This is a genomic window from Streptomyces sp. NBC_01013 (assembly GCF_045162765.1).
In the GTDB taxonomy this organism is placed as follows: Bacteria; Actinomycetota; Actinomycetes; order Streptomycetales; family Streptomycetaceae; genus Streptomyces.
Genome location: NZ_CP108687.1, coordinates 7707943 through 7723199, shown reverse-complemented (window position 1 = coordinate 7723199; position 15257 = coordinate 7707943). Strand labels below are relative to the sequence as shown.

Annotated in this window: 10 protein-coding genes; 7 read left to right on the top strand and 3 right to left on the bottom strand. The window is 68.6% G+C overall.

The features are described 5' to 3' along the window. Positions 1 to 65: 65 nt before the first annotated feature. A complete protein-coding gene (locus OG538_RS33515) occupies positions 66 to 674 on the bottom strand; it encodes a DUF6328 family protein (protein ID WP_406099299.1) in 609 nt (202 codons plus the stop codon). 694 nt (positions 675 to 1368) lie between these two features. Here OG538_RS33515 and OG538_RS33510 point away from each other — a divergent pair. Continuing rightward, complete coding sequence (locus tag OG538_RS33510; protein ID WP_406099298.1) at positions 1369 to 2373, top strand: YdcF family protein; 1005 nt, start codon at positions 1369 to 1371, stop codon at positions 2371 to 2373. Positions 2374 to 2575: 202 nt separating this feature from the next. On the opposite strand, the gene OG538_RS33505 is transcribed toward OG538_RS33510, so the two are convergent. Then, positions 2576 to 4597 (bottom strand): DUF6351 family protein, encoded by a 2022-nt coding sequence (locus OG538_RS33505; RefSeq protein WP_406099296.1) that lies wholly within the window; start codon positions 4595 to 4597, stop codon positions 2576 to 2578. A 348-nt stretch (positions 4598 to 4945) separates the two neighbouring features. Then, on the bottom strand, positions 4946 to 6088 hold the full coding sequence (locus OG538_RS33500) for a mandelate racemase/muconate lactonizing enzyme family protein (RefSeq protein ID WP_406099295.1): 1143 nt from the start codon (positions 6086 to 6088) through the stop codon (positions 4946 to 4948). A gap of 234 nt (positions 6089 to 6322) precedes the next feature. On the opposite strand from OG538_RS33500, the gene OG538_RS33495 reads away from it, so the two are divergent. The 6 genes from OG538_RS33495 (at position 6323) to OG538_RS33470 (ending at position 15243) form a co-directional block, all read left to right on the top strand. Then, a complete protein-coding gene (locus OG538_RS33495; RefSeq protein ID WP_406099294.1) occupies positions 6323 to 7324 on the top strand; it encodes a LacI family DNA-binding transcriptional regulator in 1002 nt (333 codons plus the stop codon). Positions 7325 to 7443: 119 nt separating this feature from the next. Beyond that, complete coding sequence (locus tag OG538_RS33490; RefSeq protein ID WP_406099292.1) at positions 7444 to 8784, top strand: ABC transporter substrate-binding protein; 1341 nt, start codon at positions 7444 to 7446, stop codon at positions 8782 to 8784. Between the two features lie 7 nt (positions 8785 to 8791). Beyond that, positions 8792 to 9739 carry a carbohydrate ABC transporter permease gene (locus OG538_RS33485; RefSeq protein WP_406099290.1) on the top strand — a complete coding sequence of 316 codons (948 nt, stop codon included), beginning with the start codon at positions 8792 to 8794 and terminating at the stop codon, positions 9737 to 9739. Beyond that, complete coding sequence (locus OG538_RS33480; protein ID WP_406099289.1) at positions 9736 to 10614, top strand: carbohydrate ABC transporter permease; 879 nt, start codon at positions 9736 to 9738, stop codon at positions 10612 to 10614. The genes OG538_RS33485 and OG538_RS33480 overlap by 4 nt, the downstream gene beginning before the upstream one ends. 102 nt (positions 10615 to 10716) lie before the next feature. Continuing rightward, positions 10717 to 13008 (top strand): hypothetical protein, encoded by a 2292-nt coding sequence (locus tag OG538_RS33475; protein ID WP_406099288.1) that lies wholly within the window; start codon positions 10717 to 10719, stop codon positions 13006 to 13008. Between the two features lie 12 nt (positions 13009 to 13020). Continuing rightward, on the top strand, positions 13021 to 15243 hold the full coding sequence (locus OG538_RS33470; RefSeq protein ID WP_406099287.1) for an FAD-dependent oxidoreductase: 2223 nt from the start codon (positions 13021 to 13023) through the stop codon (positions 15241 to 15243). Positions 15244 to 15257 lie beyond the last annotated feature (14 nt).

Below are 15257 nucleotides of genomic sequence, written 5' to 3'. Positions count from 1 at the left end.
CGGCTCAGCCCCGGCGCCGGCCGCGCCCCGCCGCGCTCCGCCGCGCTCCGCCGCGCCCCGCCGCGTCAGCCGACGCGGCGGCCCGAGCGCATCTTGAGAACCAAGGGGAGTACGAACCAGGCCCCGGCGAACCACGCCATGACGGCGCCGACGAGTATCTCCGCCAGAAGGTCGGTGAGTACGGTGTGCAGCAGGAGCAGCAGCGTGCAGCCGACGGTCAGGGCGAGCAGGACCATGCCGCACACCATGAACCGGGCTGCGACGACCACCACTTCGTCCTTCATCCGGGAGCCGGACAGGAAGCGGTGCAGCGCGACGGGCGCTATGAGAGCTCCGATCGCGGAGGCGCCGAGAACGACAGTGATGACGTAGACGCGGTGGTCGAAGTCGCCCAGTCGTTCGAATCTCTGCGTGAAGGCGACGCTGAGCAGGAATCCGAAGAGGATCTGGATCCCCGTCTGGGCGACCCTCGTCTCCTGCAGGATCTCGTTCCAGCGGCGGTTGACCCGCTCCCTGGGATCTTCCTCCGACACCGCCCTCGGGCTCTCCCCGCTCTCACCGGCCGTCGGGCACGTCCCGCCCCGGCCCCCACCCTCCGCCTCGGACACGGTCGCGCCGGGCTCGACGGGCCTGCCGCTCTTCGTGTCCAAGGGCCCGGAGTCCAATGGCTTCATGGCGCTTCCTCCCCTTGCACTTCATGTGCCTTCTTGAATTGCGCTTCATGTGCCCTTCCTGAACGTGCTTACGCCCGGGCACCTGCGACGCTCGGGGTGAACATCCCGGAGCGGCGGTGGTGGCGAGGGGGTGCCGGGACGGGACAGCAGCCGGGTCCTGCGACGGGCCGCCGATCAGGAGCAGGGCAGGCACCCTGATGCTCGCCGCTCCGGGTGAGTTCGGTGCGAGCCTGACGCCGCAGGCGATTGCGGCGTCCACCGCGAGCGGCCGGCACCCGGGCCCGACCTGGTGGAGGCCGACAGCTCCAGCCCGGGTTCACCGCCGGCTGGTTCGGCCTCGTCCGCGGCGCTTCGTCGTGGTGCACCGGACCGAGCGCGAAAGCCTGATCCCCGCGCCCGCCGAACTCGTCGCGCCGGGAGCCGTGCCCTCCTCGGTGACGCGGCTGGCCCGAGCGCCGGCACGCCGTCCCGTGGCCGACGTATCGGCGTATCGATGTATCGACGGAGGCGCAACCTCGCAGTGGCTGACCTGCTGCGATGTCACGGGCTGCTCCCTGCCCGTCCCCGTCCGGACGACAGCACGCCTTCCCCGGTGAGGCTCGGCTCCGCATCCGTTCCAGCCCCTCCGCGAAGCCGATCCGCGTAGCCGATCCGTCCGCGCCGGGGCGCCCGGTCCTGCGCCTAACATGTGCGCATGCCGGCCTACGTACCCGCGGTCTTGACCTTCCTCGCCTTCTGCATCGGCACGCTCCGTGAGCGCCGGCGTTTCAGCAACGCCGTCCTCCTGGGAATGTCGTTCACCTTCGCCGTGGCCGCCTGGCTCACAGAACTCGCCCGGTCGCAGCCGGCCACGGGCAGGGAGATCGGCGTCGTCCTGTTCCTTCTCGTGGCCGTGGGCATCATTACCCTGTCCTGGTTCCTCGTCTCCAACGGTGTGACGATGGTGCGCAAGGAGGGCAGAAGCCCAGCCAACCTCCTGTCCCTTCTGGCCGGGCTTGCTCTGGTGGCCCTTCTGGCACTGATGACCACCGCGATGATCCTGGAGAACGAACTCCTGGTGGTGGTCACGGGCACCGTCCTGGCCCTGGCCGGTTACATCGCCTTCCTGTTCCTCTGTTTCATCGTCTACGCGTTCCTCTACGGACGTCTCCACATCCACCGCAAGGCCGACTACGTGGTGGTGCTCGGCGCAGGTCTCATAAACGGAGCCACGGTGTCGCCGCTCCTGGCCGGCCGGCTCGAACGGGCCCGAACCGTGCACACGCGGCTGACGACGCGCGGCCGGCAGCCCGTGCTCCTCGCCTCCGGCGGGCAGGGCCCGGACGAAACACTGCCGGAGTCGCACGCCATGGCCGACTACCTCGTCGAGCGCGGGTTCCCGGCCGCCCTGATCGAACGTGAGGATCGCTCCACGACGACCGAGGAGAACCTGCGGTTCAGCAGATCGATCATGGAGAAGGCGAATCCGGACTACCGTTGCGTGGTCGTCACGAACAACTACCACGTCTTCCGCGCCGCAGTGACCGCCCGCCGGACGGGAGTCAGAGGCCAGGTCGTCGGTTCACCCACTGCCGCGTACTTCTGGCCCAGCGCGATGATCCGCGAGTTCGTCGCGATCTTCCTGACGTACTGGCGCACCAACCTGGCCATCTGCCTGCTGCTCGTCCTGGGCGGAGCTTGCATATGGCTCCTGGGCTGATCAGGCCCGTCGGGCCTGATGCGAGCATCGCGGTGTGCATGCCGTCGCCCTTCATGCGACGGTCTTGAAGGACCTCAAGGTCCTCATCCGCGCGAGGACGTGCTCGGCGCCGCCGACCTCACGCCGGGACGTGCGGTGGGGCTGTCCAGGACGGCTCCGCCGCCGTGTTCACCCGGGCCATCGATCGCCTGCCGCGCCCTGGTCACTCCTGGTCGAAGGAGAGCCAGGTACCGGCGAGGCCCTGCTGACCCGCCCCGGGCGTGAGCCAGTCGCAGACACCGTCCCGGAAGACCGACTGCAGATCCGCGAACTGGTTCTCGGTCGGGGGCACTCGGTAGTCGGAGCGGACCACAGGACGCTTGCGGCACTTGACGATGTCGTTGGCCACATCGGCTCCGGCGACCATCCGCGGGGATGTCCACACCGGGTAGAGGGTGTTGCACGCGGTGTTGTCGATGCCCTCGACCTGGGGCTCCGCGATCTTCTTCGCCCCGATGCCACGGGTCCAGCAGGCGTCCGTGAGACCCTGCGGCTGGTAACGGACGATCTTCTCGATGGGGGCGTCGTCTCCGGCGTCCCCCTTGATGCCGGTGAGCCACTGGTCCATGTCGGACAGCATCCCGGCCAGCGTGAATCCGTGCCCGCTGGAGCGGGTGAGCATGACCTGGTTGGCGTGGGTGCCGTTGGCCTTGTCCAAGCGCGCCCGGGTCGAGAAGGAGTGGAAGCGCATGTGCATGTCGCCGGCCGCCGCGTCGTCCGTGTAGTCGCGGTAGTCGATGATCGGAACGTCGGCGAGGCCGCCTCCGCCGTTCAGCATGCGACCGGTGCGGTAGGCCGTCCGTACCGCCTTGAGATCGGCGACCGTGCGCGCCGCGGCGGGCTTGGCATCGTCGTCGAGGCCGCCGATACGCCGGTTCAGGTCGATGAACTGGTCCATGTCGATGGTCCCCTTGTTCAGGGCATCGAGTCCGTACTGGATACCCGTGTTGTCGAGCGGTCTGCGCGCCTTCCCGGACTCGGGAACCTCGCCGTAGACGTTCACCGAGTGGCTGTAGACGTCACAGCGGGCACCGCCCGGGTTGGTGCCGGGGTCGTAGCGCTGTGCCACGGGCAGCTGGGCCGGGCAGAACACCGTGGGGTCGATACGGCCGCTCGCCCTGGCCAGGCTGCCGATGCTCTCCCACTTGCCGAACCCGGAGACCGCCCGCTGCTGGTCCTTGGTGAACGCGTCCGGTGCGACCTGCGTGAAGTAGTGGTTCAGGAGCTGGGCGTCGCTGAGCGTCTGGATCGTCCCGAAGCCCACGTCGGGGAAACTGCACCCGGAGAGGATGCCGTCCAGCAGACCTGGGTAGTTGTCGGCGATCTGGTGGGTCTGGTACGAGCCGCCCGAGCAGCCGTTTCCGATGGTGAAGGCCGGGTCGCCATAGGTCTCCACGAAGCGTTCCTTGACCATGCTCATGGTCTCGGCGGCCAGCAGGTCGTTGCAGTTGTTGCCGAAGACGTTCAGCGTGGACGACGCGACGCCGTAGCCCTTGCTCAGATATGTGTCGTTCATGATGCCGACGGTGTTGCGCCCCTGGACGTACCAGCCGCCGTTGCAGCCCCCACCGAAGCCGTACACGAGGCGCCCGTTCCAGCCCTGCTCCCGCTGCAGCGGGTCGGGCGTGCCCGACGCGGGGTCGTACAGCACGGCCGTCTCGTAGATGCCTCGGTTGATGGTGCCGGTCTCGACGCGGACGATGTACGGCACCTTCTTGCCCACGCTCGTCGTGGTGGTGGCCAGATCGGCGGGACGGTCGTCCTGGCCGGGCAACGGAACGAACGTGCCGGCCGTGGTGCGATACATGTAGTCGACGCGGGTATCGACCGAGCAGTCCTTGTCGACCGGCTGCCCGAGAGTGTCGCCGGTGACGGTCTTGAACGCCGCGGTGTCGCAGACGAACGGCTGCTCGTGCGGCCCTGCGAACACCGGACCCGTGATGGGGTGGTTGTTCAGGGTCAGTTGTCCGGCGCCCGCGCCCTCGGCCCTGGCCGTGAGCGTGTTGCTGCCCTTGGACAGCTCCTTCACCACGCCCATCAGCGCGTCGCTGCCGAAGGGCCGGAAGCTCGCTGTCACGTCCCGGCCCTCGACCTCGACCCGGACCTTGCCGGCGGCTACGGAGGCGGGCACCTCGACGCGGATCAGGGCGTCGTCTCCCGACACTGTGCCGGGCCGCGATGACACGGCCGTCACCTGCAGCTTCTCGATTTCTTGGCTACGGGCCGGCGCCGCCGACGTGCCTATCAGCACGCCCATGAACGCTATGCCTACAAGGCCCAGTTCGACCGGGCGCGCGGCTCCTTCGAACGACACGACGGAACTCGCCTCACTTCCTGGAGTCGGGGTTCGTGATGAGTGTGGAGCGGCGGGCTTTTGACCCGCCGGGACGGTGACGCGCATGGCGCGTGGTCGTGTGCGGCTTCCCGGCCGGTGACCGGCGAGGGGCCGCTCCCCGTCCGGTGACCTGTTCTCCACGGGACGGGCGCAGGGGTGGTGCGTGTCCTTGGGTCCCGCAGGGCCGGCTCTGAGCGGCTACCAGTTGGTGAACGCCCCGTCCGCCGTACGCAGGTGCGGGCGCTCGGCCGCCGAGGCCCGGTACCGGCGCGCCGCTTCCCGGTCGATGTCGACGCCGATCCCGGGCAGTCCGCTCAGCTCCACCCGCCCCGGCAGGATCGTCGGCCGCGCGGTGAAGAGGGCGGCGATGGCCGGATCGGGGTCCGTCTGGTGCTCCTGGACCGCCACGTTGGGACAGGCGAGATTGAGTTGCAGCGAGGAGGCGGCGGTGACAGGGCCGAGCGGGTTGTGCGTGGCGAGCTTGATGTGGTGGGTCTCAGCCATCGCCGCGATCTTCTTCGCCTCGGTCAGGCCCGCGGACACCCCGACATCCACGCGCGCGTAGTCGATCAGGTCGCCCTCGATGAGTGTCCTGAACTCCCATTTGGAGCCGTACTGCTCACCTGCGGCCAGTGGTACGCCGGTGCGGGCCCGCAGCATGCGGTAGCTGTCCGGGTTCTCACAGCGCAGCGGGTCCTCGACGAAGTACGGGCGGGCCGCCTCGATCTCCCTGCACAGGGTCAGGGCCTCCGGCGGATCCAGGCGCGTATGGACGTCGAGGATCAGCTCCACCTCGTCGCCGACCACGTCCCGCACCTGATGGAAGAGGTCGACCGAGTCGCGAAGGCAGCGGCGGGCGTCGAGGGTTCCGTCGGCGTCGTGCGGCGAGGCGAACCGCAGATGGTGCCAGCCCTCGGCAACCAGGTCGCGGCAGCGGTCCAGGAAAGCCGTGCGGTCGTGGTAGCCGTCGCCGACATGCACGTAGGCGGGTACGTGATCACGAACCCGGCCGCCGAGGAGCTCGTGCACCGGCACGCCGAGCGCCTTGCCGCGGATGTCCCAGAGGGCGACGTCCACTGCTGCGACGGCGGCACCGAGTATGCGGTCGGCGGGGAAGAAACCGCGCCGGAACATCACCTGCCACAGGTGTTCCGTCCGCCGTGGGTCCTCGCCGACGATCAGCTCCGCGAGGTGCTCCAGGCCGCCCGCCACGGCCCGCTGGCGCGACCTGATGCCTACCTCGCCCAGGCCGTGGATGCCCTCGTCGGTGTCGACCACGACCAGCATCATGCTGTCGCCGTGGTCGGGGAGCGTCAGCACTTCCAGGCCGGTGATCTTCATTCCACTCCTCTATGAAAACGTTCCCGCAATTTCAGGGCCGTTCTTGAGGACACATCATCGGCAGCAGTTCGAGCGGAGCGCAAGACCCGTGCATGCAGGGGGTTTTCCTCGTGGAAATACTCCTGCCGCATGACTTGACACGGCATGGGAACGTTCGCAAACATCACCGCATTCACAGGATCCAGATGTGGGACGACCGGGGTCCCCCGGTTCAGGACGACGAGGAGGCCGTTCGTGGCAGTCACGATCCGGGAAGTGGCGAGCGCCGCGGGAGTCTCGGTGTCGACGGTGTCCCGTGCGTTCACCGCACCCGACCAGGTGCAGCCCGCGACGCGGCAGCGCATTCTCGACGCCGCGGCCGAGCTCGGCTACTCCCCCAACCCGGCAGCCCGTTCACTGCGCGGCGGCGGCACCGGAACGCTCGGCCTGATCGTCCCGGACATCGCCAACCCGTTCTTCCCGCCGGTCATCAAGGCGATGCAGGCCCGCGCCCGGCACCTGGGCTACACGGTCCTGGTCGTCGACAGCGACGAGCGTGAAGCGGACGAAATGGCCGCCATCGCGGCCGTGTCGAAGCGGGTCGACGGCCTGATCCTGTGGGCTTCGACCCTCACCGAGGACCGGCTCCACGAACTCGCCGCCCGCATGCCACTGGTGGTGGTGAACCGTCACGTGCCGGGCATCCCCGAGGTCCGCATCTCACTGTCCGCCGGCATCGCGCAGGCCGCCGAGCAGTTGAAGGCGTACGGCCATCGGCGCTGCGTCTTCATCAACGCGTCGCGCGCCGAGCTGAGCCGCGGCAAGTCCATCCAGGAGTCCTTCGAGGCGCTCGACCTGTCCCTGTCCGAGCTCGGGCCGTACGAACCGCGGTTCGAGACGGGGGTGCACGCCGCCACCCTCGTCGCCGCCCACGAGGCGACGGCCGTGATCGCCCACAACGATCTGGTCGCCCTCGGCGTGCTGCACCAGATGGCCAACCTCGGCATGAGCGTGCCGCGCGATGTCAGCGTCATCGGCATCGACGACACGCTGCTCGCCTCCGTCTCGACCCCCAGCCTCACCACGATCAGGATCGACCCCGAAGAGATCGCCACACGTGCCGGTGACCTCCTGATCGAGACGATCGCGAAGACTGCGGCGGGGAGCGGACGCGGGCTCGAAGTCGCCGCACCCTTCGTTGAGATCGGCTCCCGCCTGATCCCCCGCGCCTCGACGGGTCCCGCACCCGTCCGCTGATCCACGGCACACACCACCAGAGCGAGAAAAGCACCGCACTCCTCCGCACCGAGCCCACCCCTGCCCTTCTTGGAGCCGTTATGCCCAGAAACTCCCGCTGTGCGGCCATACTTGGCTGCATGGCGCTGACCGCGACCCTCGCGGGCTGTTCCTCCCTCACCCCGAGCAGCGCCGGCGGGGACGGCGATCTCGTGCTGCGGGTCCAGGGCATGCCGCCGGCCACCGACAAGCCGGGGCTCGCCCTGTTCAAGAAGCAGGTGGCGGACTTCGAGCGGGCCAACCCGGGCATCGAGGTCAAGGGTTCCACTACGGTCTTCGACCCGCTGACGTTCTCCGCGAAGCTGTCCGGCGGCAATGTCGAGGACGTCATCAAGGTGCCGCTGACCGAACCGCAGCGGCTCATCCAGCAGAAGCAGGTGCAGCCGATCACCGGGCAGCTCAGGGAGTGGAAGCACTTCAAGGAGTTCAACCCGCAGGTCCTCCAGCCGCTCACCGACACCGCCGGCGACGTGTACGGCGTACCGCAGAATCCGTACGCCCAGGGCCTGGTCTACAACCGCGATCTCTTCGAGAAGGCGGGCCTCGACCCCGACCGGCCGCCGGCCACCTGGGCGGACGTCCGCACCGCCGCCAAGAGGATCAGCGACAGTACCGGCAAGGCGGGCTTCGTCCACGAGTCCAAGGACAACCAGGGCGGCTGGCAGCTGACCATGCTGTCGTACGCCTTCGGTGGCGAGCTGGAGAAGGAGGAGGGGGGCAGGTACACCGCCACGCTTACCGGGGAGCCGACGAAGAAGGGCCTGCGACTCCTCCAGGACATGCGCTGGAAGGACGATTCGCTCGGCAGAACCCTCCTCAACAATCAGAACGACGTGATCAAGCAGTTCGCGGCCGGCCAGGTCGGCATGTTCATGGGCAGCCCAGGGACGTACCGGCTCGCGAAGATGCAGTTCGGCATGGAGAAGACCGACGCCTTCGGTGCGGCCCCGATGCCCCAGTCGGGCGGCGACGCGACCCTCACCGGCGGCGACGTCTACATGGTCCCGAAGTCCGCCGACGAGAAGCACGCGGCAGCGGCCGTGGAATGGCTGACCTTCGCCTACGCCAAGCCGCAGTACAGCACCGAAATCGCCGCCGAGCAGGCCAAGGCGCTCTCCGCCGATGCGAAGTCCGCGGTGGGCGTGCCGACGCTGCCGGTCTTCGACAGGAAGCGGCAGACCGAGATCGACGCCGCGATCAAGCCGTACATCAATGTGAAGCTGCAGAACTTCAGGCCGTACATCGACGGCCTCTCCACGCTGAAGCTGAAGCCGGAGCCGCCGTACCAGGCGCAGAAGCTGTACACCGCGCTCGATCCGGTCGTCCAGGCTGTGCTCACCAAGCGCGACGCGGACATCGACTCCCTGCTGGCCTCGGCCGAGAAGGACGTCAATGCCAAGCTCGCCGCGGACCAGAAGTAGCCGGCCCATGGCCCTGCTCACTCCGTCCCGTCGCCCGGCCGCCGTGTCCAAGGAGCCCGCGCCGCGCTCCCTGCCGCAGCGGCGTGGCACCGGCGCCCGCAAACAGTTCACGGCCTGGCTGTTCCTCGTCCCCGCACTGCTGGTCTTCGGGCTCTTCGCCTGGTGGCCGATCGTGCGCAGCCTGCTGCTCAGCTTCCAGCGGACCAACCTCGTCGAGCCCGCGGTCTGGGTCGGCCTGGACAACTTCCGTACGCTCTTCGACGACCCGCTGCTCGGCACCGCCGTGGGGAACACCCTGTTCTTCGTGGTCCTCGGCCTGCTGATCGGCTTCCCGGCGCCACTGGTCCTGGCCGCGATCATGTCGACGGTACGGCGCGGCGCGGGTGTCTACCGCTTCCTGGTGTATCTGCCGGTGGTCATCCCGCCGGTCGTGGCGATCCTGCTCTGGAAGTGGTTCTACGATCCCGGGAGCGGGCTCTTCAACAACGTCCTCGGCAAGGCCGGGCTCGGCCCGTACTCGTGGCTCGAGTCGTCCGACAGCGCCATGCTCTCGCTGGTCCTGGAGGCCACGTGGGCGGGGATGGGCGGCGCCGTGCTGATCTACCTCGCGGCGATGGTCGGCATCCCCGGCGAACTCTATGAGGCCGCCGAGGTGGACGGCGCCGGGATCTGGCGGCGGATCTGGCATGTGATGCTGCCTCAGCTCAGGTCCGTCATCGGTCTGTTGCTGCTCATTCAGCTGATCAACACGGTGCAGGTCTTCACCGAGCCGTACGTCTTCACCGGCGGCGGGCCCGAGAACTCCACCCTCACGGTCCTGCTGTTGATCTTCCGGTACGCCTTCCAGGACGGCGAGTACGGCCAGGCCGCCGCGCTCTCCTTCCTGATGGTGCTCGCCCTCGCCCTGCTCTCCGCGGTCTATCTGCGGGCCACGCGTAGCTGGAGCACATCATGACCACGCTCACCACCTTCGTATCCACCAACGACCGTCAGCGTCCCGGCGTTCGCGCCGCGGTGCGCTCCATCCAGGTGTTCACCCTGATCCTGCTGCTGCTCATAGGCATCGGACCGCTGTACTGGATGGTCAAGGGTGCGGTCTCACCGCCCACAGAGCTCACGACTCAGCCCCTCGCCCTCTGGCCGGACCGGCCGGCCCTGGGCAACTTCGGCACGGCTTACACCGACCTGAGCGTCGGCCGCTATCTGATGAACACCTTCCTGGTGGTCGGAGGCTCGTGGTTCGTCCAGCTCTTCGTCTCGGCCACGGCGGGCTTCGCGCTCTCGGTGCTGAGGCCGAGGTTCGGCAAGGCGGTCTACGGAGCGATCCTCGCCACGATGTTCGTGCCGTACACGGTGAACATGGTCAGCCTCTTCATGACGGTGATCGATGTGCCGTTCCTCCATCTCAACCTCGGCGACACCTATTGGGCGATCTGGCTGCCCGCCGGCACCAACGCCTTCACGGTGCTGCTCGCCAAACAGTTCTTCGACGCCCTGCCGAAGGAGCTGTTCGACGCGGCCCGGGTTGACGGGGCGAGCACTCGGCAGCTGCTCACCAAGATCGTGCTGCCGATGAGCAAGCCGGTGCTCGCCGTGATCAGTCTGCTCGCGGTGATGCACTCCTGGAAGGACTTCATCTGGCCGCTGGTGGCCATCACCGACCCCGAGAAGCAGCCGATCAGCGTTGCCCTCGCCCAGCTCGCCACGCAGGCTCCGCAGGACCAGCTGATCGCCGCGATGGTGCTCGCCGTCGCCCCGCCGGTGCTCGTCTTCGTCGTATGCCAGAAGTACATCGTCGCCGGGCTCGGCTTCACCGGAGTCAAGGGCTGAGTCCCCCGGAACCGACGACCGGTCCATCTGCCGCCCTCCGCACCTTCCGCTTCGGAGCCTTCGGAGCATCCGGAACACCCCGACCAAGAGAAGGGCACCTCCATGTCAGTCGCCCGCCGCAGATTCATCCAGGGCACGGCCGTCGCCACCGGCGCCGCGCTGCTGCCGACCGTTCCCGCGTACGCGGCAGACCCCGTCACCATCCAGGCCGACGGCATCACCCTGGTCGGCCGCAGCGACGGGAGCGTCCTCGTACAGGACGGTGCGGGCACCGACCGCATCCTGCTCAGCCACTTCATGATCAAGGACACCGCGCTGGGCCAGCAGCGCACCTTCGGCGGTACGCCCGCCCGGATCACGCTCCCCGACGGGCGGCCCGCTGTTCAGGTCACGTACACGATGGCGAGCGGCACATCCGGAGTCACCGTGCGCGGCACCTTCGACGTCACTGCGCGCAAGGCACACCTGAAGTGGAAGGTCAGCGGCTCCTCCACGCTCACACCGGCCGGCTTCATGTTCTCCCGCACGGTGTACGGGGCGAGCGTGCCGGAGTCGTACGAAGCACTGACCGTCTGGGAGCGGGACGTCCGGGGTGGCATTCCGTACGAGGTGAACGCGGGCGGCGCGTACGTCGAGACGTGGCCGGGTTCGCAGGGCTTCTTCTGCCTCTCGTCCACCAACCCAGCGAACACGAACGCCACATGGGTCCATTCGCCGGGCACCGCGACCGGAGCCGGCACCGCGGTCACCGAGGCCGATCTGGTCCTCGGCGAACTGCGGCCGCGCGGGGCGGGGGCGCTCGCGGCCGACCGGCCACTCGGCGTCGAGGTGTGGACCGACCAGCCGTTCAACCTCTACACGTCGGCCGGCCGGACGATGACGCTCAAGGCGCAGGTCGTCAACGGATCCGCCGCCGCCAGGAAGGTGAGGCTCATCTGGTGGGCGCGGGACTTCGGCGGCAAGAAGGTCGCCGGTGGAACGCTCTGCAGGAGCCTCGCGGCCGGCGCCGTCTGGAACGCCTCCTTCCCCGTGACCTCGCCCTCGCAGAACATCGTGTTCACCGAGGTGGAAGCCGTCAGCGGCAGTGACAAGGCGCTGGCCCGCACGAATCTGTGCGTGCTCCCGGAGTTCACGTACAAGGCCGGCAAGGAGTCGATGTTCGGTCTCGCCAACTACCCCTGGCTGCTCAAGCCCGGCAAGGAAGCCGTACTCGGGCTGGTCAGGACGCTCGGAATCAAGTGGATCCGCATCGCCTACGCGGGCGCTCCGGGCATCGACACCGCGACTCTGGACGCGAACGGCATCGGGCACAACGTGGAGCTGAGCGGCATCCCCGTGGGCGGCAGTGCGGAGCAGATCGCGGCGTGGGCCGACACGAACGTCGCCAAGGCCCTGGACGCCGAGGCCGCTTACTTCGAGGTGAGCAACGAGGTCAACCAGCCCTGGATGTCGGGGCGCGGTGCCGACGCCTATGTCCGGGACGGTCTGCGCCAGGTCACCACGCGCCTCGACGCGGCGGGCTCGCAGATGAAGGTCATGAACGCCGGCCTCGGCGGCATGGACTACGTGTGGACCGAGAACTTCCATGCCGCGGGCGGATGGGATCTCATCGACGCCTTCGCCTTTCATCCCGGGCGCGGCAACTTCACACCGGACTTCGCGCCACCGCCCGAGGAATGGACGCAGGGGTCGTCCGGCTCGTACTGGAACTTCCTCGGTGCGCTGCGCAAGGCGAACCAGGTCCTGGAGGAGTACGGCGGCGACAAGGAACTCTGGCTCACCGAGGCCTACGCACCGACCCGGCCCAACGCGTGGTGGAGCGACACCTACCGGCACGCCGCCGAGAACACGCTGCTCACCCTCGCTCTCGCCAAGGCCGAGAACGTGCGCGCCGTCAACTGGTACCAGCTGCACGACTCGACGCTCTACCACCCCCAGGAGGCCGACCCGGCCAACCCCGAGTACCACTACGGCCTGATGAACCGCGACACCAGCGCCAAGCCCTCGCTCCTCGCCTTCGCGACTGCCGCCCGGGTCCTGGACGAGGCCGAGTTCGTCCGGCATCTCGCCTTCACGGACCCGGACATCAAGGGGCTCCTCTTCACCACTCCCGGCGGACCTGTATCGATCATCTGGAGCCGCAAGGACGGCTATGTCCTCAACTCCGATCACGGTGAAGACCCTTGGTACGCGTCACCGGAGCCCTGGACGGATACCTGGACGACCAGGACCGCGGTCGTCGCCCACTCCGGGACGGCCGACGGCACGGTGCGGGAGCTCAACTGCATCGGCCAGGAACGCTCCCTGAAGGCCTCCGGCGGCAAGATCACCCTCGTCGTCGACGGTGCCCCGCGCATCTACTACGGTCTCGCCGCCGATCCCGACCGGAAGTAGGTGACGTACGACATGAGGAATGAAACCGCACGGCACGACATCACCGTCGTCGGCGGCGGCCTGGCCGGCGTCTGCGCGGCCATCGCCGCGGCCCGGCTCGGCCGGACCGTCGCGCTGATCAACAACAGGCCGGTGCTCGGCGGCAACGCGAGCAGCGAAGTCCGGGTCTGGGTGTGCGGCGCCACCGGCCACGGCAGGAATCACCACGCCCGTGAGGGCGGCATCATGGGCGAGTTGCTCGTGGAGAACCAGTTCCGCAACCCGGACGGGAACCCCTACTACTGGGATGCCGTGGTCCTGGACGCCGTGCGGGCCGAGCCCGGCATCACGCTCTACCTGAACACCGACGTGCGCGAGGTCGAAGCAGAGGGACCGGACGAGGCCCGGCGGATCACCTCGGTCACCGGCTGGATGATGGGCTCGGAGCGGAGGATCCGCTTCGAGAGCGCGCTGTTCCTCGACTGCACGGGAGACGGCCTGATCGGGCACCTGGCGGGCGCCCGCCACCGCATCGGCCGGGAGTCGCGCGCCGAGTACGACGAGGCATGGGCGCCGGAGACGGCCGACGACATCACCCTGGGCTCAACCCTCCTCTTCTATACGAAGGATGTCGGTCACCCCGTCAAGTTCGTCCCGCCGGACTTCGCCAAGGACATCACCCGGACCTCCATTCCGCATCGCCGCATCATCAAGGCGGGCGACAACGGCTGCGCGTACTGGTGGATCGAGTTCGGCGGCGAGCTCGACACCGTCCACGACAACGAACGGATCCGCGACGAGCTGTGGTCGGTGATCCACGGCATCTGGGACCACATCAAGAACTCCGGTGAGTTCGACGCGGCGAACATGAGCCTGGAGTGGGTGGGCTCGATCCCCGGCAAGCGGGAGTACCGGCGCTTCCTCGGCGACTATGTCCTGCACCAGGGCGACATCCTCGGCCAGACCGAGTTCGCCGACCGGATCGCCTTCGGCGGCTGGTCGATCGACCTGCACCCGCCGCAGGGCATGTACGCCACCGAGGCCGGTGCCAAGCAGCGCTACGCGGACGGCGTCTACCACATCCCCTACCGCAGCCTCTACTCGGTGAACACCGAGAACCTGCTCTTCGCCGGGCGCAACATCTCCGCCAGCCATGTCGCGTTCGGCTCGACGCGCGTCATGGCGACGTGCGCCACGATCGGCCAGGCGGCCGGCACGGCGGCGGCCCTCTGCGCCGCCGGGGATGTCACCCCGCGCGAACTGCCCGTATCCGAGCTCCACCGGGTGCTGCTGCGCGAGGATGCCTCGCTCATCGGCCTCGCCTCGTCGGACCAGGAGGACCTGGCCCTGCGGGCGACCGCTTCGGCCTCAACCACCCTGACCGGCTTGGCAGTCGAGGAGTCCGACGCGCTGTGGCCGCTCGCGGCGGACGTCGGACTCGTCCTCGCCGCGGACCCGGACCTCTCCGGAGTGGAGCTGCTCGTCGACGCCGACCAGGACACCGAGCTCGTGATCGATCTCTACGATCCCGAACTCGGACAGAACTACGTCCCGCGCCGCCTCGTCGCCTCCACCACTGTGCACGTCGCCGCCGGGGCCCGGCAGTGGCTCAAGACGGGCCTGGACTGGTCTCCCGAGACCCCACGCAACGCGTTCCTGGTCGTCCGCGCCAACGACGCCCTCACTCTGCACCGCTCCGACCGCCCGACCCCCGGCGTCCTGTGCTTCACGCGCGTCCCGCTGCGCCCGTCGGACGAATCGCCGCAGCCGCTGCGCGAGTGGACGGACACGGGTCTGCTGCGCAGCACCTTCTGCCTCCGCACGGGGGAGACCGCGGCCTACTCCCCGGCCAAGGCCACGGACGGCTATGCCCGCCCGTATGCGGGACCGCACATGTGGGTCTCGGCACCACTGGCGGACGCACCTTCCCCCTGGCTCGAGTTGGCCTGGCCCGAACCGGTCGTCCTGGGCCGGATCGAGGTCATCGCCGACGACGACGTCAACGAGGACCTGATCAACCTGCACCACCACCGCACTCCTTTCGACACCCTTCCCACCCTCCTTCGCGACTACCGCGTCGAGGCACTGGATGCCGATGGCAGCTGGCGCGTCATCGCCCGTGCGGCCCGGAACCGGCGGCGCCGCGGGACACACACGCCGGCGAAACCGGTCACCACCTCGGCGATCCGGGTCGTGGTCGAAGCCACCAACGGGGCGGCATCGGCACACGTCGTCGCCGTACGCGCCTACCAGTAGAAGCACCGACGCAG

Bases quoted from the DNA above. Each gene is read 5' to 3' on its own strand.
- OG538_RS33480 (WP_406099289.1), top strand. From the start codon at position 9,736: ATGACCACGCTCACCACCTTCGTATCCACCAACGACCGTCAGCGTCCC.
- OG538_RS33490 (WP_406099292.1), top strand. From the start codon at position 7,444: ATGGCGCTGACCGCGACCCTCGCGGGCTGTTCCTCCCTCACCCCGAGC.
- OG538_RS33515 (WP_406099299.1), bottom strand. From the start codon at position 674: ATGAAGCCATTGGACTCCGGGCCCTTGGACACGAAGAGCGGCAGGCCC.
- OG538_RS33470 (WP_406099287.1), top strand. From the start codon at position 13,021: ATGAGGAATGAAACCGCACGGCACGACATCACCGTCGTCGGCGGCGGC.
- OG538_RS33510 (WP_406099298.1), top strand. From the start codon at position 1,369: ATGCCGGCCTACGTACCCGCGGTCTTGACCTTCCTCGCCTTCTGCATC.
- OG538_RS33485 (WP_406099290.1), top strand. From the start codon at position 8,792: ATGGCCCTGCTCACTCCGTCCCGTCGCCCGGCCGCCGTGTCCAAGGAG.
- OG538_RS33475 (WP_406099288.1), top strand. From the start codon at position 10,717: ATGTCAGTCGCCCGCCGCAGATTCATCCAGGGCACGGCCGTCGCCACC.
- OG538_RS33500 (WP_406099295.1), bottom strand. From the start codon at position 6,088: ATGAAGATCACCGGCCTGGAAGTGCTGACGCTCCCCGACCACGGCGAC.